The 20893-nt window shown below is 66.6% G+C and carries 21 protein-coding genes and 1 tRNA gene; 14 read left to right on the top strand and 8 right to left on the bottom strand.

Annotated features, from left to right (window positions below):
* Window positions 1-6: 6 nt before the first annotated feature.
* Window positions 7-1533, top strand: a complete 1527-nt coding sequence (gene rng, locus GNX71_RS17855; protein ID WP_206173557.1) for a ribonuclease G — start codon at window positions 7-9, stop codon at window positions 1531-1533.
* Between the two features lie 7 nt (window positions 1534-1540).
* Here rng and msbA read toward each other — a convergent pair whose 3' ends face one another.
* Complete coding sequence (gene msbA / locus GNX71_RS17850; protein ID WP_206173556.1) at window positions 1541-3325, bottom strand: lipid A export permease/ATP-binding protein MsbA; 1785 nt, start codon at window positions 3323-3325, stop codon at window positions 1541-1543.
* Between the two features lie 253 nt (window positions 3326-3578).
* On the opposite strand from msbA, the gene tolB reads away from it, so the two are divergent.
* The 11 genes from tolB (at window position 3579) to GNX71_RS17795 (ending at window position 11738) form a co-directional block, all read left to right on the top strand.
* Window positions 3579-4805 carry a Tol-Pal system beta propeller repeat protein TolB gene (gene tolB, locus GNX71_RS17845; protein WP_241026969.1) on the top strand — a complete coding sequence of 409 codons (1227 nt, stop codon included), beginning with the start codon at window positions 3579-3581 and terminating at the stop codon, window positions 4803-4805.
* 24 nt (window positions 4806-4829) lie between these two features.
* Window positions 4830-5348, top strand: coding sequence for a peptidoglycan-associated lipoprotein Pal (gene pal / locus GNX71_RS17840; protein ID WP_206173554.1), 519 nt, complete (start codon window positions 4830-4832; stop codon window positions 5346-5348).
* Complete coding sequence (gene ybgF, locus GNX71_RS17835; protein ID WP_206173553.1) at window positions 5348-6097, top strand: tol-pal system protein YbgF; 750 nt, start codon at window positions 5348-5350, stop codon at window positions 6095-6097. The genes pal and ybgF overlap by 1 nt, the downstream gene beginning before the upstream one ends.
* A 43-nt stretch (window positions 6098-6140) precedes the next feature.
* On the top strand, window positions 6141-6956 hold the full coding sequence (locus GNX71_RS17830) for a tRNA threonylcarbamoyladenosine dehydratase (protein ID WP_241027330.1): 816 nt from the start codon (window positions 6141-6143) through the stop codon (window positions 6954-6956).
* A gap of 49 nt (window positions 6957-7005) precedes the next feature.
* A tRNA-Lys gene (locus tag GNX71_RS17825) sits at window positions 7006-7081 on the top strand.
* Window positions 7082-7269: 188 nt separating this feature from the next.
* A complete protein-coding gene (locus tag GNX71_RS17820) occupies window positions 7270-8307 on the top strand; it encodes a putative FMN-dependent luciferase-like monooxygenase (protein ID WP_206173551.1) in 1038 nt (345 codons plus the stop codon).
* A gap of 52 nt (window positions 8308-8359) precedes the next feature.
* Window positions 8360-8995 carry a CMD domain protein gene (locus GNX71_RS17815; RefSeq protein WP_206173550.1) on the top strand — a complete coding sequence of 212 codons (636 nt, stop codon included), beginning with the start codon at window positions 8360-8362 and terminating at the stop codon, window positions 8993-8995.
* Window positions 8996-9013: 18 nt separating this feature from the next.
* The gene (locus GNX71_RS17810) at window positions 9014-9625 is read left to right on the top strand and encodes an alkylhydroperoxidase domain protein (protein ID WP_206173549.1); all 612 of its coding nucleotides are present in this window, start codon (window positions 9014-9016) and stop codon (window positions 9623-9625) included.
* A gap of 146 nt (window positions 9626-9771) precedes the next feature.
* Window positions 9772-10575, top strand: coding sequence for a MetQ/NlpA family ABC transporter substrate-binding protein (locus tag GNX71_RS17805; RefSeq protein WP_206173548.1), 804 nt, complete (start codon window positions 9772-9774; stop codon window positions 10573-10575).
* 150 nt (window positions 10576-10725) lie between these two features.
* Window positions 10726-11046: a hypothetical protein gene (locus GNX71_RS17800; protein ID WP_206173547.1), complete on the top strand. Its 321-nt coding sequence runs from the start codon at window positions 10726-10728 to the stop codon at window positions 11044-11046.
* Between the two features lie 131 nt (window positions 11047-11177).
* Complete coding sequence (locus GNX71_RS17795; RefSeq protein ID WP_206173546.1) at window positions 11178-11738, top strand: fasciclin domain-containing protein; 561 nt, start codon at window positions 11178-11180, stop codon at window positions 11736-11738.
* Between the two features lie 5 nt (window positions 11739-11743).
* Here the strand turns inward: GNX71_RS17795 and GNX71_RS17790 are convergent, their stop codons facing one another.
* A complete protein-coding gene (locus GNX71_RS17790; RefSeq protein WP_206173545.1) occupies window positions 11744-13015 on the bottom strand; it encodes a hypothetical protein in 1272 nt (423 codons plus the stop codon).
* Between the two features lie 210 nt (window positions 13016-13225).
* Here GNX71_RS17790 and GNX71_RS17785 point away from each other — a divergent pair, with 210 nt between their 5' ends.
* Window positions 13226-13816 carry a GAF domain-containing protein gene (locus GNX71_RS17785; protein ID WP_206173544.1) on the top strand — a complete coding sequence of 197 codons (591 nt, stop codon included), beginning with the start codon at window positions 13226-13228 and terminating at the stop codon, window positions 13814-13816.
* Here GNX71_RS17785 and GNX71_RS17780 read toward each other — a convergent pair whose 3' ends face one another.
* Window positions 13817-14527 carry an XRE family transcriptional regulator gene (locus tag GNX71_RS17780; RefSeq protein ID WP_206173543.1) on the bottom strand — a complete coding sequence of 237 codons (711 nt, stop codon included), beginning with the start codon at window positions 14525-14527 and terminating at the stop codon, window positions 13817-13819.
* 66 nt (window positions 14528-14593) lie between these two features.
* On the opposite strand from GNX71_RS17780, the gene GNX71_RS17775 reads away from it, so the two are divergent.
* Window positions 14594-14833, top strand: coding sequence for a helix-turn-helix domain-containing protein (locus tag GNX71_RS17775; protein ID WP_206173542.1), 240 nt, complete (start codon window positions 14594-14596; stop codon window positions 14831-14833).
* Between the two features lie 181 nt (window positions 14834-15014).
* Here GNX71_RS17775 and GNX71_RS17770 read toward each other — a convergent pair whose 3' ends face one another.
* The 5 genes from GNX71_RS17770 to GNX71_RS17750 all read right to left on the bottom strand — a co-directional run bounded on the left by GNX71_RS17770 (window position 15015) and on the right by GNX71_RS17750 (window position 20893).
* Window positions 15015-15524, bottom strand: a complete 510-nt coding sequence (locus GNX71_RS17770; RefSeq protein WP_206173541.1) for a hypothetical protein — start codon at window positions 15522-15524, stop codon at window positions 15015-15017.
* Window positions 15525-15564: 40 nt separating this feature from the next.
* The gene (locus GNX71_RS17765) at window positions 15565-17535 is read right to left on the bottom strand and encodes an ATP-binding cassette domain-containing protein (RefSeq protein WP_206173540.1); all 1971 of its coding nucleotides are present in this window, start codon (window positions 17533-17535) and stop codon (window positions 15565-15567) included.
* Window positions 17536-17674: 139 nt separating this feature from the next.
* Window positions 17675-18556, bottom strand: coding sequence for a 50S ribosomal protein L3 N(5)-glutamine methyltransferase (gene prmB, locus GNX71_RS17760; protein WP_206173539.1), 882 nt, complete (start codon window positions 18554-18556; stop codon window positions 17675-17677).
* Window positions 18553-19728 carry a succinyl-diaminopimelate desuccinylase gene (gene dapE, locus GNX71_RS17755; protein WP_206173538.1) on the bottom strand — a complete coding sequence of 392 codons (1176 nt, stop codon included), beginning with the start codon at window positions 19726-19728 and terminating at the stop codon, window positions 18553-18555. The genes prmB and dapE overlap by 4 nt, the downstream gene beginning before the upstream one ends.
* A 16-nt stretch (window positions 19729-19744) precedes the next feature.
* Window positions 19745-20893, bottom strand: coding sequence for a PilT/PilU family type 4a pilus ATPase (locus GNX71_RS17750; protein WP_013541234.1), 1149 nt, complete (start codon window positions 20891-20893; stop codon window positions 19745-19747).

Below are 20893 nucleotides of genomic sequence, written 5' to 3'. Positions count from 1 at the left end.
AATTCCATGCAAGACATCCTGATCAACTGGTCCCCGCAAGAGACCCGTGTGGCGCTGGTCGAGCACGGCGCGGTGCAAGAACTGCACGTCGAACGCACGCTGGAGCGCGGGCTGGTCGGCAACATCTACCTGGGCAAGGTCTCGCGCGTGCTGCCGGGCATGCAGTCGGCCTTCATCGACATCGGCCTGGAGCGCACGGCCTTCCTGCACGTGGCCGACATCGTCGCGCCGTTCACGCCGGGCTCGCGGCCCAGCGCGCCGACACCCGAGCGCGACCACCGCAACGGCGGCCCGATGGTGCCGATCGAAAAGCAGGTGTTCGAAGGACAGTCGCTGCTGGTGCAGGTGATCAAGGACCCGATCGGCACCAAGGGTGCACGGCTGTCGACGCAGATCAGCATCGCCGGACGGCTGCTGGTGTTCCTGCCGCAGGACAACCACATCGGCGTGTCGCAGAAGATTCCTTCGGAGCAGCGCGAGTCGCTGCGCACGCGCATGCTGACGCTGATCGAAGCGGCCGCGGCTGCCGACAGTGGCGGCGTGGTGCCGGCCAATACCGGCGGCTTCATCCTGCGCACCAACGGCGAGGATTCGTCCGACGCCGAGCTGGCCGAAGACATCGGCTACCTGCGCAAGACCTGGTCGCGCATCCGCGACGCGTCGAGCAAGCTGCCCGCGATGTCGCTGCTGCACCAGGACCTGAGCCTGCTGCAGCGCGTGCTGCGCGACATGACCAGTGAAGACACGCAGACCATCCGCATCGACTCGCGCGAGCAGTTCGAGGTGCTGCTGAAGTTCGGTCTCGAATTCATGCCGCAGGCGGCGGGCAAGCTGCAGCACTACAAGGGCGAGCGGCCGATCTTCGACCTGTATTCGGTGGACGAGGAAATTGCCAAGGCACTGGGCCGGCGCGTCGAGCTCAAGTCGGGCGGCTACCTCGTGGTCGACCAGACCGAGGCGCTGACCACGGTGGACGTGAACACCGGCGGCTTCGTCGGTGCGCGCAATTTCGACGACACGATCTTCAAGACGAATCTCGAGGCGGCGCAGGCGATTGCGCGGCAGCTGCGGCTGCGCAACCTGGGCGGGATCATCATCGTCGACTTCATCGACATGGGGCGCGACGACCACCGCGAGCAGGTGCTGGCGGAGTTTCGCAAGCAGCTGGCGCGGGACCGGGTCAAGACCACGGCCGGCGGCTTCTCGCAGCTCGGGCTGGTCGAGATGACGCGCAAGCGCACGCGCGAATCGCTGGCCCACATGCTGTGCGAACCGTGCGCGGCCTGCGGCGGGCAGGGCATCGTGAAGACCGCGCGCAGCGTGGCCTACGACGTGATGCGCGAGATCCTGCGAGAAGCCCGGCAGTTCACGCCGCGCGAGTTCCGGATCGTGTCGTCGCCGCAGGTGATCGAGCTCTTCCTCGACGAGGAAAGCCAGCACCTGGCGGGATTGAGCGACTTCATCGGCAAGCCGATTTCGCTGCAGTCCGAGCCCGCCATCGGGCAGGGCCAGTACGACATCGTGCTGCTCTGAGAGCGACTCAGAGCGTCGGGTCTTGCCCCGGCGTCGCGCTGCGCACTGCCAGCGTCTGCAGGCGGGCATAGAGCCCGTCCAGTGCCATCAGCTGCGCGTGGCTGCCTTGCTCTGCAATGCGGCCTTGCTCCATCACGATGATGCGGTCGGCATGCTGGATGGTCGAGAGGCGGTGAGCAACGATCAACGTGGTGCGGTTCTGCATCAGGCGCTGCAGGGCGTCCTGCACCAGCCGTTCCGATTCGGTGTCGAGCGCCGAGGTGGCTTCGTCGAGCAGCAGCACGGGCGCGTTCTTGTAGAGCGCACGCGCAATGGCGAGGCGCTGGCGCTGTCCGCCCGAGAGCTGCGTGGCGTTATGGCCCAGCACCGTGTCCATGCCTTGCGGCAGGTTCTCGACGTGGGCGCTCAGGTTGGCGGCCACCAGGCATTCGTTGACACGCTCGCGGTCGATCTCCGAACCCAGCGCCACGTTGGCTGCCAGCGTGTCGTTGAGCATGACCACGTCCTGGCTCACCATCGCGAACTGCGCGCGCAGGCTCTTCAATTGCCACTCGCTGGTGTCGTGCCCATCGAGCAGCACCTGCCCGCCGCTGGGCTGCACGAAGCGCGGCAGCAGGTTGACCAGCGTGGTCTTGCCCGAACCCGAAGGCCCGACGAAGGCCACGACCTGGCCGGGCTCGATGGTGAGGCTCACCCCGTCGAGCGCGCGCTGCTCGTCGTCGCCGCGGTAGCTGACCTGCACATTGCGCAACTCGATGTGGCCATCGGCGTGCGCGAGCTCGAAGCTGCCCTGCGATTCGGGCGCGACCTCGTCGACCAGGATCAGGCCGCGTTCGAGTGCGGCAAGCCCGCGCGTGATCGGGCCGGCGACTTCGGCCAGGCGCCGGATCGGCGCGATCAGCATCAGCATCGCCGTGATGTAGGCGACGAATCCGCCCACGGTGAAGCCCTGCTTGCCGCTTTGCCAGAGGGCGATCATCACCACGATCGACAGCGCGAGCGAGGCCATCATCTGCGTGAGTGGCGTGGTGGCGGCCTGGGCGATGGTCGATTTCACGGCCAGGCGATTGAGGCGCTGGCTCAGTTGCTCGAAGCGGCGCTCCTGGGCCTGCTCGGCGCCGTGCAGGCGCACCACGCGGTGGGCGAGCACGTTTTCCTCGACCACGTAGGCCAGCTCGTCGGTCGCCTGCTGGCCTTGCTGCGTGAGCTTGTAGAGGCGCTTGGAGAACACCTTCATGATCCACGAGATGCTCGGCACGAGGAAGGCGACGATCAGCGTCAGCTTCCAGTTCAGATAGACCAGGTAGCCCAGCAGCGCAATCAGCGTGAAGCCGTCGCGTGAAAGCCCGAGCAGCGCCTGCACCAGCAGCATCGCGCCGGTCTGCACTTCGTACACCACCGTGTTTGACAGGGCACTCGCCGACTGGCGCGTGAACAAGGCGAGCTCGGCGCCGAGCAGGCGCTCGAACAGCACCCGGCGCAGCTTCTGCATGCCTTCGTTGGCGATGCGCGAGAGCGCGTATTGAGAGATGAATTGCGCGATGCCGCGCACGGCGAACAGCATCAGCACGGCGGCAGGCACGAACCACAGCGGCATCTCGCCGCGGGTGAAGCCCCGGTCGAGCAGCGGCTTCAGAAGGGCCGCCATCAGCGGCTCGGTGATCGCCGCCAGCATGGCCCCGCAGAGGCCCACGGCCCACCATTTGCGCGAGCTGCCGAACCAGGTCATCAGGCGCGCCAGACGGCGCATCAGGGGAGGGCGCGCGGTCTCGCTGCCAGGGGATGCTTGCATGGCGGCGGATTCTACGGGTCGCCCCGAGGCTGGCTCTTCGCAGGAGTCGTGTAGGACCGCGCCGCTGGATAAACGTTTTGTGACGGGGACACCGGGCCAGTGTGTAACATGTGGCCCCTTGCGTCGGACAGAAACTTTTCGTCCGAAAACCTCTCCGAACCGCATGAACAAGCCGTTGACAACTCCTATTCCAACTCCTTCTTCATCGCTATTTGCACGCCGCACGCTCATTGCGGCCCTTGCTGCCACCCCCATGCTTCCTGCACTGGCCCAGTTTCGGGTCGAAGTGTCGGGCGTCGGGCTGACGCAATTGCCAATCGCGCTGGTGCCGTTCAAGGGCCAGGATTCATCGCCCCAGAAGATCTCTGACATCGTCCAGGCCGACCTGGAACGCAGTGGCCAGTTCCGCGGCGTCGATGCCTCGGGCCAGGCGCTGGACGAGGCTTCGCGCCCCGACCTGTCGCTGTGGCGCCAGCGCACCGCCGACTCGCTGGTGGTGGGCAGCGTCACGCGGCTCGCCGATGGCCGCTTCGACGTGAAGTTCCGCCTGTGGGACGTGGTCAAGGGGCAGGATCTCGGTGGCCAGAGCTACACCGTGCCGCAGGGCGACCTGCGCCTGGCCTCGCACCGCATCGCCGACTTCGTCTATGAAAAGCTGACCGGCGAGAAGGGCATCTTCTCGACCCGCATCGCCTACGTCACCAAGGGCGGCAGCCGCTACTCGCTGTGGGTGGCCGATGCCGACGGCGAGAACGCCCAGGCTGCGCTCGCCAGCCCCGAGCCGATCATCTCTCCCTGCTGGTCGTCCAACGGCCAGCAACTGGCGTACGTGTCCTTCGAATCGCGCAAGCCCGTGGTCTACGTGCACAACGTGGCCAGCGGACAGCGCCGCCTGCTGGCGAACTTCAAGGGTTCGAACAGCGCCCCGGCCTGGGCACCGGACGGCAATTCGCTGGCCGTCACGCTCAGCCGCGACGGCGGCTCGCAGCTCTACACGATCCCGGCCAGCGGCGGTGAACCGCGCCGGCTGACCCAGAGCGCGAGCATCGACACCGAGCCGGTGTATTCGGCAGACGGCGGCACGATCTACTTCGTGAGCGATCGCGGCGGCGCTCCCCAGATCTACAAGATGAGTGCCAGCGGCGGCAATCCGACCCGCGTCACCTTCAGCGGCACCTACAACATTTCTCCGTCCGTCAGCGGCGATGGCCGGTGGTTGGCCTACATCTCGCGCATCGGCGGCGCCTTCAAACTCCAGGTAATGGAATTGGCGACTGGCAATGTGGCGTCCATCACGGACACCAACGCCGACGAGAGTCCGAGTTTTGCCCCCAATAGCAAGCTGATCGTCTACGCCACGCACCTGCAAGGCCGCGAAGCCCTCATGACGACCACGCTCGACGGAAAAATAAAGGCACGACTGGCGGGACAGGCGGGAGACATCAGGGAACCGGACTGGGGTCCGTTTCAAAAGCAATGATTAGGTTTATTTGAGGAGTTCGTAATGTTGAAACGCACAATTTATTCGCTGGCCATCGTGGCTCTCATCGCTGGCTGTTCGTCGGGCACGAAGCTCAACGAAACGCCCGTCACCGACGGCCGCGGTACCACGGCCCAGCCGGGCGGCGGCGCCAGCACGGTGACGCCGGTCAACGCCGACCAGAGCGCGGCCACGGCACAAGGCCCGGTCGGTGTGGCACGCATCGTGTACTTCGACTACGACAGCTACACGGTCAAGCCCGAGTTCCAGTCGATCATCGACGGCCACGCCCGCTTCCTGAAGAGCGCTCCGCAGCGTCGCATCTCGATCGAAGGTCATACCGATGAGCGCGGTGGCCGTGAGTACAACCTGGCCCTCGGCCAGAAGCGCGCCGAAGCCGTTCGTCGTGCACTGACCCTGCTGGGCGTGAACGACAGCCAGATCGAAGCCGTGAGCTTCGGCAAGGAAAAGCCGGCCGTCCAGGGTGGCGGTGAAGAGGCGTGGGCACAGAACCGCCGCGCTGAAATCCGCTACACCCGGTGATGCCACGCGCCTTGCTGCGGGGCGCGGCGCTGGCTGCCGCCCTGCTTTGCGTCTCGATGGGATCGCAGGCCGCGTTGTTCGAGGATGACGAGGCTCGCAAGGCCATCCTCGACCTGCGCCAGCGCGTCGAGGCGATGCGTCAGCAAACCGACCAGCGGCTGACCGATGAGAACGGCCAGTTGCGCCGCAGCCTGCTCGACCTGCAGAACCAGATCGAGCAGATGCGCGGTGACCTGGCGCGCATGACCGGCCAGAACGAGCAGCTTACGCGCACGCTGAGCGAAATGCAGTCGCGCCAGACCACCATCGACGACAAGCTCAAGCAGAACGAGCCGTCCAAGGTGACCGTCGACGGCCGCGAGTTCAATGCCGATCCCAAGGAGAAGGCCGACTTCGAAGCTGCACTCGGCATCTTCCGTGCCGGCCAGTTCGCGCAGTCGCAGACTGCCTTCGCCGAATTCGTGAAGCGCTATCCGCAAAGCGGCTACAACGCCTCGGCGCTGTTCTGGCTTGGCAATGCGCAGTACGCCACGCGCAACTACAACGAGGCCATCGCGAACTTCCGCTCGATGCTCTCGCTCGCGCCCGATCACGCCAAGGCCCCCGAGGCCGTGCTGTCGATCGCGAACTGCCAGATCGAGCTGAAGGACACGCGCGCGGCACGCCGCACGCTGGAAGACCTCGCCAAGGCCTATCCGCAGTCCGAGGCTGCACAGGCGGGCCGCGAGCGTCTCTCGCGCCTGCGCTAGTGCCGGCGGAGCCCTCCGCTTGAGCGCCACCCTTCCTGCAGCGTTGACACCCGTCGCCGCGGATGTCGTCACCGACACCGCGGCGCCTGACTTTGTGCGCCGCTTCGGCGGCCTCGAGCGGCTCTATGGCGTGGCCGGTGCCGCGCGCATCCGCAACGCCCATGTGCTGGTCGCCGGCATCGGCGGCGTGGGCTCGTGGGCGGTGGAGGCCCTGGCGCGCAGCGGGGTGGGGCGGCTGACGCTGGTCGATCTGGACCATGTGTCGGAGTCGAACATCAACCGGCAGATCCACGCACTCGAGGCGACCGTGGGGCAGGCCAAGGTCGAGGCCATGCGCGACCGCATTGCGCAGATCAATCCCGACTGCAAGGTGCTCGCGCTCGACGAGTTCGTGGAGCCCGGCAACTGGACCGCACTGCTCGATGCGGCACAGGCCGCGAACGGCCCGGCCACCGCCGTCATCGACGCCTGCGACCAGGTGAAGGCCAAGCTGACCATGGCCGCGTGGGCACGCGCATCGCGCGCTGCGTTCATCACGGTGGGAGCGGCGGGTGGCAAGCGGCAGGCGCACAAGGTCGATATCGACGATCTTTCGCTGGTCACGCATGACCCGCTGCTCGCACAGCTTCGCCAGCGCCTGCGCAAGGACCATGGTGCGCCACGCGAAGGCAAGAAGATCGGCGTGACCTGCGTCTTCAGCCGCGAAAGCGTCGCGCCACCCGATGCGTCCTGCGCGATCGAAGGCGACGGTTCGCTCAATTGCCATGGCTACGGCTCGGTCGTCAGCGTCACGGCCACTTTCGGACAATGTGCAGCAGGTTGGGTTCTCGACAAAATCGCGAGCAACGCCACGCTATAATCTTTGGCTTTGCCGGATTCAACGTCGGCAAGAAGCAAAAAATGGTTCCGGGACGTTAGCTCAGTTGGTAGAGCAGCGGACTTTTAATCCGTTGGTCACTGGTTCGAATCCAGTACGTCCTACCACCGAACCTTGCTGAATACGAAAAGCCCGCTGTCGAACAGACAGCGGGCTTTTTTCGTTCCATCTGCGCAACTTGCCACGCCTCAGCAGATACGTGCAATCCGCATAACCAAGCACGAAAACCGGATTTCCCTCCTGCCCAGCCGCAGGCAAGACTCGAAGGCTCTTCGACCACCTTGTCTGCATCCGGATGCCCGGCCTTTCCCATTCCCCGAAACCCCTTCGCCTCGGCTTCTTCAGCCGCCTGCTCGACGACGCCACGGCCGCCGAGCGCTATCGCCTCGTCGCCGCGCAGATCGCCCATGCCGAAGCCTTCGGCTTCGATTCCGCCTGGGTGGCGCAGCATCACTTTCACGAACACGAGGGCGGGTTGCCGTCGCCGTTTGTCTTCCTGGCCTACGTGGCCTCGCGCACGAAGCGCATCCGCCTGGGCACCGGCATCGTCACGCTGCCGCTGGAAAACGCGGTGCGCGTGGCCGAGGACGCGGTCGTGCTGGACCTGCTCTCGAACGGCCGCCTCGAGGTGGGCGTGGGCACCGGCGGCACGCCCGAATCGTTCGCGGCCTTCGGGCTGGATGGCAACGACCGCTCGGCCATCTTCGCGCGTCAGCTCGCCGCGGTGCGCGCGGCATGGGCCGGCCAGCCGCTCGCGGGTGGCGACACGCTGTACCCCGCGGGTTCCGGGCTGCTCGACCGCATCTGGCAGGCCACGTTCTCGGTGAGCGGCGGCGCGCGCGCGGGGGAGGCCGGCGACGGGCTGATGCTCTCGCGCACGCAGCCGCGTCCGGCGCACGCGACCGATGCCTCGCTCGCCGACCTGCAGAACCCGATCGTCGATGCGTACCTGGCCGCGTTGCCGCCAGGTCGCGCGCCGCGCATCGTGGGTTCGCGCAGCGTGTTCGTGGCGGATACGCGCAAGGAAGCGCTGCGCCTCGCCGACATCGGCCTGCGCCGCTCCGCAGCCCGCTTCGCTGCCTCGGGTCAGGCAGGCCTCGCGGACCGCGCGGGCCCGGATGCCTCGCTCGAACAACTGATCGCTGCCTACGACGTGCACGTCGGCTCGCCCGGCGAGGTGATCGCCTCGCTGCGCGCCGACAGCACGCTCGCGCGCGTGACTGACCTGGTGTGCCAGGTGCACTCGGTCGATCCGCCGCACGAGGCGATCCTGCGCTCCATCGAACTGACCGCCACCGTGGTTGCGCCGGCCCTGGGCTGGACGCGCGGCTAGGGCGTGTCGGACCTTCAATCGCTTGCACTTCTCTAGGTTGGATTTCACCCATATGAACGCCACTGTTTCTTCTTCCGCACCCGACGTCATCGACCGGCTGGCCGGCATCGCGCCGGGCAGTCACCTCGACCGGATCCGCGCGCAGCGCGAGCAGGCGCGCACGAACGCGCAGCAGAGCTATCTGGCGCTGTTCGCGCCGACGCCGCCCGTGTTCGGCAACTTCGAGATCGCGGACCGCTTCGCCGTCGCGGCCTTCGTCGCTGCACTGCACGGGCAGCCCGATGTGGCGCGCTTCTACGCCGACGCGCTGGCCGGGCAGGGCGCGCGCACCGGGGTGACCGAGGCCATCGCCATCGAAACGCAGCGGGGCGCCGCAGAAGGGCCGTACGGGCGCTATCCAGCCGGCTCGCTCAGCGCAGAGGACGCGCCCGGTCCGTCGTATGCAGTGGGCGCCGCGCAGCGCCCGGTGCTCGGCGAGCGGCTCTCGGCCGGACTCGTGCATGCGCACCTCTTGGTCTTTCACCCGCGCGACGCGAGCCCGGGCGCGCTGCAGGCGCTGCTCGATGCCGGATGGACGAGCACCGAGGTCGTGACGCTCTCGCAGCTCGTGGCGTTCCTCGCCTTCCAGATCCGCGTCGTCGTCGGCCTCAAGGCGCTGGCGCAACGTCCCGTCACCCTGGTCGATTGATCGAATCCGAGGCACACCATGACCACCGAATCCACGCTGACCCATCCCCACAACACGCACCCGACCGCCTTCACGCAGGCGCAGCTCGAATGGCTGCCCTGGCTGGAGCCGCTGCCCGACGCCGAGCTGACCGAGCGGCATTTCGCCGGACTGGTCGACGCATCGCGCGCCAAGTCGCCGTACTTCCGCCTGCTGGCGCGCGACCCCGACATCCTGGGTGCGCGCACCCGCACCGACAAGGACATCTTCTACAACCCCGAAGCCGGCCTGCCGCGCGCCGAGCGCGAGCTCTCGGCGGCTGCGGCCTCGCGCTACAACGGGTGCATCTACTGCGCCTCGGTGCATGCGCGCTTCGCCTCGCATTTCTCGCAGCGCACGGACGACGTGCAGCGCCTGCTGGACGAAGGCGTCAAGGCCGACCTGGGCGAGCGCTGGAATGCGATCGTCGCGGCCTCGGTCGCGCTGTCGGCCACACCTTCGGCGTTCGGGCCGGAGCACATCGAGCTGTTGCGCGCGCAGGGGCTGGACGACCTGGCGATTGCCGACGTGATCCACGGCGCGGCCTTCTTCAACTGGGCCAACCGGTTGATGCTGTCGCTGGGCGAGCCGCAGGAAAACGCAGCCGGCTGAGAGGCTGAGCACCAGCGAAAAACAGATATGCAAGCGCCGATCCGTTGTTTGTTCAACGGCGCGGCGCGGCTAACCTGCGACCCCGCGCCTTCTCGTACCGACGAAGGCGAACGTACAAAACCTGTCTCCTGAGGGAATCCAGAACCATGTTGCTTTCCATCCGACGCGCACTGTCCGTGATGACGCTTTCGATCGCCGGCCTCGGCGCCGCCGCACACGCGCAAGAAGTGCTGCGCGTGGCAGCTTCCCCGGTGCCGCACGCCGAAATCCTCGAATTCATCCGTCCGCAACTGAAGGCGCAGGGCGTCGACCTGCAGGTCAAGGTGTTCAACGACTATGTGCAGCCGAACCTCGCAGTGAGCGACAAGCAGCTGGACGCGAACTTCTTCCAGAATCGACCGTGCCTGGAGTCCTTCAACAAGGACCGCAAGACCGACATCGTGGAAGTGCCGGGCAGCGACGTGCACATCGAGCCCTTCGGCGCGTACTCGCAGAAGATCAAGAAGGCTTCCGAGCTGCGCGAGGGCGCTGTCGTCGCGATTCCGAGCGATCCGTCGAACTCGGGCCGGGCGCTGGCGCTGCTGGCGCGCGAAGGGCTCATCAAGCTCAAGGACCCGAGCAACATCAAGTCGACCGCGCGCGACATCGTCTCCAACCCGAAGAAGCTGGTGATCCGCGAGCTCGAATCGGCGCAGCTGCCGCGCGCGCTGCCCGACGTGGACCTGGCGCTCATCAACACCAACTACGCACTCGAAGCCAAGCTCGACCCGAGCAAGGACGCGCTCTTCATCGAGGACGGCCGCAAGTCGCCGTATGCGAACTTCATCGCCTCGCGCAAGGACAACGCAGCATCGCCGGCCGTCGCCAAGCTGGTGGCGGCACTGCACACGCCGGAGGTGCGCAAGTTCATCCAGGACAAGTACAAAGGCGCGGTGATCCCGGCCTTCTGAGCGACAAAGACATGACACGCTGACTCCAGATCGGCCCCTGGGGCGCGTGCGTCTTTGGCCTACGCGAATGTCCGCCGCTGGCTGAGCAGCCGCGGCCCGCGCTCAGGCGAGGCTCGATCGCAAGATCAACCTGAGAGGAAAGGCTTTCCCATGAGCGCCAACGACACCCGGCTTTCGGGCCCCATTGCAGAAGAATTGACGCCGCTGGAGATTTCGCAGGGCATCCTCGAAGGAGAAGAGAACCCGAGCGCCCTGCGGGCCATCACCCCGCTGGAGCGGGCGGCTTCGGGCGAGGGGAATGGCGGTGAACGGCCGCGTTCGCGAATCGCGAGTTTTCTCTTGAGCCCGGTGGTGCTGGGCGGCGCGGCCGCGACGGGCGTGGGCCTCATCCTGGCGCTGGCCTATGCGAAGAAGACGCCACGCTCCGATTTGCGCGCGCACTTGCGGACGCTGGGCTCGTTCCGGTTCTGATGACGGCTTCGGCGCGATCACGCGCCGTTTTCTTTTTTATCGATCAACGAATCTGCTGGGTGCAGTGCGCCGTATTGAAGACAGCCGTCGCGCATTTCGCGGCGTGCCCGTCACACAACAGGAGCACCTTCATGCACAGCAAACTTCATCGCCTCGCAGCCGTCACACTCGCCGTCGCACTTTCAGCCGGCGCCTATTCGGCGATGGCGGCCAGCGTCATGGTCGGCGGCGCGCCGATGCTGCCGACCAAGGACATCATCGACAACGCCGTCAACTCCAAGGACCACACCACGCTGGTGGCGGCCGTCAAGGCTGCGGGCCTCGTCGACACGCTCAAGGGCCCGGGTCCGTTCACCGTGTTCGCACCGACCAATGCGGCCTTCGCGAAGCTGCCGGCCGGCACAGTCGATACGCTCCTCAAGCCCGAGAGCAAGGATGCGCTGACCGGCGTGCTGACCTACCACGTGGTGTCGGGCAAGCTCGATGCGGCCGAGCTGAAGAAAGAGATCAAGGCCGGCAAGGGTTCCGCCGAACTGAAGACGGTCGCCGGCGGCACGCTCATCGCCAAGAGCAAGGGCGGCAAGATCACGCTCACCGACGAGAAGGGCGGCACCGCCACGGTCACGATCCCGAACGTCTACCAGTCGAACGGCGTGATCCACGTGGTCGACGCGGTGCTGCTGCCCAAGTAAGGGCGTCAGGCGGTCGACGCGTTCCGTGCGGCGGCCGCGCGCAGTTGCTCGCGCACCGATGCGTCGGGGAAGGACCTGACGCGAAAGCGCGGCGGATAGGTATCGACCGGCTCCATCAGGTGTCCCGCGATGGCATGGGCCGTCTGCCAAGGCAAGTCGGCCAGCATCGGCTCCTTCACCGATCCGTCGGGGTTCGTCTCCAGGAAGACCACGCGGTCGGTGCGCGGCAGCAGGGCTTCGATGCCTTCGCTGTAGGTGCAGATGCTGAAGATGCTCGCGTCCTGCCGTTGATAGGCCATGAAGCTCGCGACGAAGATGTCGTTGCCTTGGGCGGCATGGGCTTTTTCGAGCACCGGTTTCTGCGCGCCATAGGCATCGCTCAGGATGACGTTGCACAGCGTGGCCTCAGCCTGGCGCACTGCCGCGTCGGGCGAATCGTAGGGTTTCCAATGGTCGCCTTCGAGCACGATCAGGCTGCCGCTGCACCAGCGGTTGTTCACGTCGAGCCTCTCGCGTGCGTGCAGCAGCATCGCAAGCTGCGCCTGCGGGTTGCGGTCGCTGGCCACGAAGATGTCCTGCCGTGCCGGCACCACCGCCACGGGTTGACCGTCGAGCGGCAGCGCAGCGAACACCTCCGGCAGCAGCAGGCGCGAGCAATCGTAGGAGTCGTTCCAGTTGCCGCGGAAGAAGCCGCCTTCCATCGGCTCCCACCGGGGCACCGTGGCCGCGCGCAGGTTGGCCATGGCATCGGAGAGCGCGCGTTCGAAATCGACGCCCCATTCCGCAAGGGAAGAGGCCGGCACCTGGGACATCATGTGTTCGGTGTCGAACGCGAGGTGGATCGCGCGGTCTTCACCGAGCTGGCGGCCGACGAGGAGGGGCTGCTTCAACTGCGTGGTCGCGCCCTCGACATATTCCGCCAGGTCGAGCGCCTGCACCGCGTAGGCATTGGCGCGGCTGCGCACGATGGGCACGAGATGCGGGCGGACGTCCTTGTCGTAGTCGGCCTCCGCGCCGGGCATGGTGGGGGCGGCGGTGCAGCTGATCGCGTGGCGCGTGAGGAGGCCGTCGCGCTCTTCCTGCGGTGCGCGCAGGTAGTCCTTGAACATGTTCCCGAGAAAGATCTTCTGCACCGGCGCGGACCCGACGGCGAGCATGTGGCTCTTCTCGTCGTAGACCAGCTTCAGGGCGGGCCCGCTCTCGCGAATGCGGGCGATGAGGCGCTGTGCGTACTTGGACTCGGTGACCTTGTCGCCGCGAAAGAAAAAATCGAACATGGGAATCCTCCTCGCGCGGCATTCTGCCTGTGGCAGCGCCAAAAAAAACAGCCCGCACGAGGCGGGCTGGAAGGTGACCTGCTGGAGGAGGGAGGATCAGAGAGGATGCAGGCCACGGGAGAGACCTCACTATGCGCGGCGAAACTGAAAGCAACCTGACCTTGCCGTAGCGCTTGCGCCATCGCGCGCCAGAAAAATAAAATTGGCCGCATGGTTTTCTACGATCCCGACTACGCGCCGGACGCGCTCGAAGTCCGCGTTTCCGAACTGCTGGTGGCCACGCCCGATGGCACCGACGATCTCATCGACGCTTCGGTGACGGAGGTTCTGCGCATGGTGCTCGATCACCTGCGGATGGACGTGGTCTTTGTCTCGGAGTTCTGCGATGGCCGCCGCGTATTCCGCCGCGTCGAGACGAAGCCCGAGGCGCGGGTGATCGAGCCGGAGCAATCGTCGCCGCTCGAGGAATCGTTCTGCCAGCGCGTGATCGATGGCCGGCTGCCGAGGCTCGTGCAGAACGTGGGCGCGCTGCCGAATTTCGACGAGCTGCCGCCCACCGATTTTTCGATTGGCGCCCACCTGAGCACGCCCATCGTGCTCGACGACGGCCGCATCTACGGCACGCTTTGCTGCTTCAGCTTTGCGCCCAACGAGCAGTTGGCGCAGCGCGATCTGAAGAAGCTCGAGGTGTCGGCGCAACTCGCCGCGAAGAAGATCAACCTGCGTCGCGCTCGCGATGCGGAGAAGGCCATGGCGAATTGGGCGCTCGAGCCCCACGTGCCGCCGCCGCGCCTGCGCTGATCAGTCTTCGTCTTCCCACTTGCCGATGACGGTGCCGAGCACGACGAAGGCGGTGCGGATCGGCTCGTGCTTCGGGTTGAGCGGTAGCAGCCAGCGCGGGCCGTCCTGCTCCTTGAATTCCTTGAACGTGAGCTTGTTGCTCTCCGTGACGAGGGCAATGACGCGCTCGCCGTCGGCGGGGATCCGGAGGTTGGTGTCGACAAAGATGATCGAGCCTTCGGGATAGCTCTTCAACGCGCCGCTCGCCGCGACCATGCTGTCGCCTTCCACCCGCAGCGCGTAGGTCTTGTCGGGGCTGTGGTGCGCGATGCAGGGAATCCAGCGGTCGGCCGTGTGCTTGCCCGCGACGTCCCAGTTGGCGGCCTGCGACCAGGAAATGAGTGGCACCGTGTCGGGCGTTCCGGGGGCGAAGTACGGCAGTTCCGGCGGCACGCGCACGACACGGTAGATGGCCGCGGGCTCGTTGGCCTGGTGCTGCGCCCGGCGGATCTGGATGGGGTCCCACGGCGCTGGGCCGTCGCCGGTGTCCAGCCAGTTGGGATCGGCGCGGTAGACGCGCGCCAGGGCGAGCAGGCTCATGGTGCGGGTGGTGTCCCCGCGCTCGATCTTCGAGATGCTTGCCTGTTTCACGCCCGAAGCCGCTTCGGCTTCTTTCTGGGTCATGTTGGCGTATTCGCGTGCCGCCTTCGCACGTTTGGCAATAGTCTCCATGGGTGGAGATTTAAGCTTGAATGAATATTATAAATAGAATGGAAAAAATAAAAATGGGAGTTTTCAATGAAGCCACGCGAGTTGGTGCAGGCGTTGCGGGCCATGGGCCTCACGCAAAAGCAGATCCAGGAACGCACCGGGATCCCACAACCCACGGTCAGCAAGATCGGCCTCGGACGGGTGCGCGATGTCATGTCGCGCCACTACGTGGCGCTGCTGATCGCCTACGAACATCAGGTGAAGCTGCAAGCCACCGAGCTGGCTCCGGCGCCGACTGCGTTCCACTGGCCCCGCATCAACGACTGAGCGGTGCGCCGTCCTGTGTCGCCGGGCCTCGGGCTCGACTGCGCACTGTGCGCGCTGTTGGCGCTGCTGTCCATGGCTGCGCTGTTCTACGGGGTCCTGACAGGCACCCCCGCGGCGATCGGCATGGCCGCGTTCGGCCTGTCCGGGGCCGCCTGGACCGCGTGCGTGCTGCTCGACGGCGCTAGGCGCCAACGGGCACGTGCTGTGCGGGAGGCGCTAGACCGAGTGTGGCGCTGACCCGCACACAGTCCTTGATGTGCTGCTCCCCAAGGGCGCGCAGGGCCGCATAGCCGAGCGCCGCGGAGACGATCTGCCCCGCGATGGGCACGTACTTGGTGGCCTGCTTGGCCGTCAGGCGCACACCCGCATGCTTGGCCAGCTTGATCAGCAAGTCGCGCGTGACGAGCCGGCCGACCAGCAGCGCACCGACGGTGGTGGCGGCTTTCTGGATGCGCTCGCGCTGGTGCGGCGCAAGCTTTTCGACCTGGGTGACCGAGAGCCCGAATTCGGCGCTGATCTGGGGCACCAGCCGCGAGAGCAGCGCCGCATCGGCGGCCCAGTCGATGCCGGGTAGCGGGATCGCGCTGGCGGCCGCCGCCATCAGGGCCTTGCGGCCGATCAGCCGCCGGCTGCGGTGGATGGCCGCGATGAGCTTTTCGTCACCATGGGCCAGTTCGATCGCGGACGGCATGCGGCGTGTCTCCTTGGTGAGGCCATTGAGGCCGGTGCGTTCAGGCTGTCAGCGCCTCCAACTGGTCCGAGAGGGCCAGCCAGCGCTCTTCGAGCTTGGCGATTTCGTCGTTCAGGGCCTTCAGCCGCTTGCCTGCGTCGGCGATTTCGGCCGGCGCGAGGGGCTCGCCGAGGCGGGCCTCCAGCGCAGCCCGTTCGACGCCGGCCGCGGCCAGGCGTTCATCGATCTGGGCAATTTCGCGCTTGATCGGCTTGGCCTGGTCGCTGCGTTGCTGGCGCTCCTGCGCGTTGGGCTTGGCGGCAGTGGCTGCCGCCGCAGCCGCGGCCACTGCGCTTTCCGCCTCGCGCACCGCGATCTTGGCCTCTTCGCGCAGGCGCTTGGCTTCGTCCAGCAGGTAGCGCTGGTAGTCGTCCAGGTCGCCGTCGAAGTCGGCGACGACACCACGGCCCACGAGCCAGAACTCGTCGCACACCGAGCGCAGCAGCGCACGGTCGTGGCTCACCAGCATCAGCGTGCCTTCGAACTCGTTGAGCGCCACGGCCAGGGCTTCGCGGGTGGCCAGGTCCAGGTGGTTGGTGGGCTCGTCCAGCAGCAAGAGGTTGGGGCGCTGCCAGACCATCATCGCGAGCACGAGGCGGGCTTTTTCGCCACCGCTCATGGTGCCTACGGGCTGCTTGACCATGTCGCCGCTGAAATTGAAGCTGCCGAGGAACCCGCGCAGCGCCTGCTCGCCGGTGCTTTCCTTGACGGCGCTGCCCAGTTCGCGGGCCATGCGCACCATGTGCTCCAGCGGGTTGTCCTGCGGGCGCAGCACGTCGAGTTCCTGCTGCGCGAAATAGCCGATGTTCAGGCCCTTGCCCTCGGTGACCTCGCCGGCCAGCGCGCCCATTTCGCGCGCGATGGTCTTCACCAGCGTCGACTTGCCCTGGCCGTTGGCGCCCAGGATGCCGATGCGCTGGCCCGCCAGCACCGAGCGGCTCACCCCGCGCAGGATGGTCTTGGGCGCTTCGTCCTCGATCTCGTAGCCGAAGCTCGCATTGGCGATCGAGAGCATCGGGTTGGGAATGTTGCCCGGCTCCTTGAACTCGAAGGTGAAGTCGGCTTCGGCCAGCAGCGGTGCGACCCGTTCCATGCGCTCCAGCGCCTTGACCCGGCTCTGCGCCTGCTTGGCCTTGCTGGCCTTGGCCTTGAAGCGGTCGATGAACTTCTGCAGGTGGGCGATCTTGTCCTGCTGCTTGGAGAACGCGACCTGCTGCTGCTCCATCTGCAGCGCGCGCATGTCCTCGAACTTGCTGTAGTTGCCGCCGTAGCGCGTGAGCTGGGCATTGGCGATGTGCAGGGTGACGTCGGTCACGGCGTCGAGGAACTCGCGGTCGTGGCTGATGACGATCATGGTGCCGGCGTATTTCTGCAGCCAGGCTTCGAGCCACACCAGGGCATCCAGGTCCAGGTGGTTCGTCGGTTCGTCGAGCAGGAGCAGGTCGCTCGGGCACATCAGCGCGCGGGCCAGCTGCAGGCGCATGCGCCAGCCGCCAGAGAAGCTGTTGACGGGGCCGTCGAGCTCGTGCGACTTGAAGCCCAGGCCGAGGATCAGCGCCTGTGCGCGCGGCACGGCGTCGTGCTCGCCGGCATCGGCCAGGTCGGTGTAGGCGTGGGCCAGTTCCATGCCGATGTCGGCGTCGTCGGGGTTCTCGGCGTAGGCGGCCTCGATGGCCGCGAGCGTGGCGCGCAACTCGGCCAGGCGGGTGTCGCCGCCCACCACGAAGTCGGTGGCCGACTCCTCGGTTTCGGGCATGTCCTGCGCCACCTGGGCCATGCGCCATTGCTTGGGCACGTAGAAATCGCCGCCGTCTTCGTGCAGCGAGCCGTTGAAGAGCGCGAACAGCGTCGACTTGCCCGCGCCGTTGCGTCCGACGAGGCCGACCTTTTCACCGGGGTTGATGGTGACGGTGGCGCCGTCGAGCAGTTTCTTGGCGCTGCGGCGAAGAATGACGTTTTTGAGAGTAATCATGAAATAGGAACCGTAGGGGCGATTATCCCGTCCGGCCCGGGGCGTCCTGGCGCGAAGGGGCAAAGGGGGACATCACCCGATGAAGGGGACCGCAGCCAACGCTGCGACAAATCGGCGAAAAGGGGCTTGGCGGGCGCAGCTAACGCGCGCCGGCACCGGCCAGGAGGGCGGTCCGGGTCACGAGCAGGACCTGGTCCTCGCCCGCCGAGGTTTCGAGCCACACCACCTCGAGCTGCGGGAATGCCGCTTCGAAGTAATCGCGCTCGTTGCCGATTTCCAGCACCAGCACCGCCTGCTCGCTCATGCGCGCGGGCGCGTCGGCGAACAGCTTGCGGATGAAGTCCATGCCGTCAGTGCCGCCGGCCAGCGCCAGTTCGGGCTCGGCCCGGTATTCGGCGGGCAGGGCGGCCATGCTGGCGCTGTTCACATAGGGCGGATTGCAGAGCACCAGGTCGTACGGGCCGGGCAGGTTGGCCAGGCCATCGGATTCGACCAGCTTCACGCGTGCATCGAGTTCGTGCCGGGTGACATTGATTGCCGCGACCTCCAGCGCCTCGACCGAGAGGTCGGCGGCGTCCACGGTCACGTCCGGGTACGTCAGCGCCGCGAGCACGGCCAGGCTGCCGTTGCCGGTGCACAGGTCGAGCACGTGCTTGGTGTGCTCGCCGAGCCAGTAGTCGATGCTGCCGTCGGCGATCAATTCGGCAATGAAGCTGCGCGGCACGATGGCACGTTCGTCCACGTAGAAGGGCACGCCTTGCAGCCAGGCTTCTTTCGTGAGGTAGGCGGCGGGCTTGCGCGTGGCGATGCGTTCGTCGAGCAGCGCCGCGACCTTGCCGGCATCGGCCGGCGAGACGGCGGTGTCGGCGACCGTGTCGATGTCGTCCAGGGGCAGCTTCAGGCGCCACAGCACCAGCCATGCGGCTTCGTCGAAGGCGTTGGCCGTGCCGTGCCCGAAGGCGACGCCGGCTTCTTCCAGCCGCTTCGCGCCGGCTTCGATGAGTTCGATGACGGTGCTCATCGAGCGAGCGAGGCTTCGAGCCTGTCGAGCGTGCGCTTGTAGATGTTCTTCAGCGTCTCGATCTCGGCCACGTCGATGTGCTCGTCGATCTTGTGGATGCTGGCATTGACCGGGCCGAGCTCGACCACCTGCTTGCAGATCTTGGCGATGAAGCGTGCATCGCTCGTGCCGCCGCTGGTCGAGAGTTCGGTGGTGATGCCGGTCTCGTCGGCAATCGCCGCCTGCACCGAGGTGACGAGTTCGCCGGGCGTGGTCAAAAAGGGCAGGCCGCCGACCGTCCAGGCGAGCGTGTAGTCCACGCCGTGCGCATCGAGCACCGCATGCACGCGCTGCTGCAGCGATTCGGGGGTCGATTCGGTCGAGAAGCGGAAGTTGAAGTCGATCACCGCATTGCCCGGAATCACGTTGCTCGCGCCCGTGCCCGAATGGAAATTGCTGATCTGCCAGCTGGTCGGCTGGAAATAGTCGTTGCCCGCGTCCCAGCCGCCGGCCGTGTTGATGGCCACCAGATCAGCCAGCGCAGGCGCCACCGCATGCACCGGGTTCTTCGCCAGGTGCGGGTAGGCGATGTGGCCCTGCACGCCCTTGACCGTGAGCTTGCCGCTCATGGTGCCGCGGCGGCCGTTCTTGATCATGTCGCCGCAGCGCTCCACGGCCGTGGGCTCGCCGACGATGCAGTAGTCGATGACCTCGCCGCGCGCGGCCAGCGCGTTGCAGACGACCACGGTGCCGTCGACGCCCGGGCCCTCTTCATCGCTCGTGAGCAGCAGGGCCAGCGTGAGCCTGGGGTCGGGCGTGGCCTGCAGGAATTCTTCGATGGACACGACGAACGCAGCCACCGAGGTCTTCATGTCGCAGGCGCCGCGGCCGTACAACTTGCCGTCGCGGTGCGTGGGCGTGAACGGGTGGCTGGTCCACTGCTCGACCGGGCCGGTGGGCACCACGTCGGTGTGGCCGGCGAACACCAGCGTCTTGCTGCCCGCGGCGTTGGCCGGGCGGCGCACCGCCCAGAGGTTGGTCACGCGGAAGTCGGCGGGCCCGCTCTCGATGGTTTCGAGCGCGAAGCCCAGTTGCGCCAGCCGTTCGCCGAGGATCTGTTGGCAGCCCGCGTCGTCAGGGGTGACCGAGGGGCGCGAGATGAGTTGTTCGGCGAGCTGGAGCGTGCGGGACATCGGGAAAAAGGTTCGTTCAGAACTTCACGTCGAGCGTGATGTCGGTAAAGGTCGGTTCGTCGACCTGGTCGGTCAGGTGGCGGTCGTCGACCTGCTGCTTGGGCGCCGCGCGGTTTTGCAGGCGCCACAGCAGGTTGGTGGGCGAGTCGGAGTGGGCCAGGCCCTCTTCGCGCGTCACGCGCTCCTCGATGATGAGGCGGGCGATGTCTTCCTCGAAGGTCTGCGAGCCTTCGGCCATCGACTGCTGCATGGCCTCCTTCACGGCGGAGAAGTCGCCCTTTTCGATCAGGTCGGCCACGAGCGCGGTGTTCAGCATGACTTCGAGCGCCGGCACGCGCGCGCCGGCCGGCGTGCGCAGGAGCCGCTGCGACACGATGGCGCGCAGCGCGCCGCCCAGGTCGCCCAGCAGCGTGGGGCGCACTTCCACCGGGAAGAAGCTCAGGATGCGGTTCAGCGCGCGGTAGCTGTTGTTGGCGTGCAGCGTGGCCACGCAGAGGTGGCCCGACTGCGCGTAGGCGATGGCGGCCGTCATGGTCTCGCGGTCGCGGATTTCGCCGATCTGGATCACGTCGGGCGCCTGGCGCAGCGCGTTCTTGAGCGCGACGTGCAGCGAGGTGGTGTCGCTGCCCACGTCACGCTGGTTCACAAGCGATTTCTTGTTCGTGTAGGTGAACTCGATCGGCTCTTCCACCGTGAGGATGTGGCCGCTGGCGTTCTCGTTGCGGTAGTCGAGCATCGAGGCCAGGGTGGTGGTCTTGCCCGCGCCGGTCGCGCCGACCATCAGGATCAGCCCGCGCTTGTCCATGATCAGCGTCTTCAGGATGTCGGGCAGGTTCAGGTCGGCAAAGCTCGGGATGACCGAGGCGATGTGCCGCACCACCACCGCATAGGTGCCGCGCTGGCGCATGGCGCTGATGCGGTAGTTGCCGGCGCCTTCCAGGGCGACGGCCATGTTCAGTTCGCCCGTGTTCTCCAGCTCCTGGATGCGGGCCTCGGGCACCACCTCGGACAGCAGCGCGAGCGGCGCCGTCGCGGGCAGGACCTGCGCATTGATCGGCACGCAGATGCCGTTGATGCGGATCATCACCGGGGAGTGAGCCGAGAGGTAGATGTCGGAGGCCTTGCGCTCGGCCATCAAACGAAGAATTCGCTCCATCATGTTCAT

The sequence above is a fragment of the Variovorax sp. RKNM96 genome (assembly GCF_017161115.1).
In the GTDB taxonomy this organism is placed as follows: Bacteria; Pseudomonadota; Gammaproteobacteria; order Burkholderiales; family Burkholderiaceae_C; genus Variovorax.
This window is presented reverse-complemented; position numbering and strand designations above follow the sequence as displayed.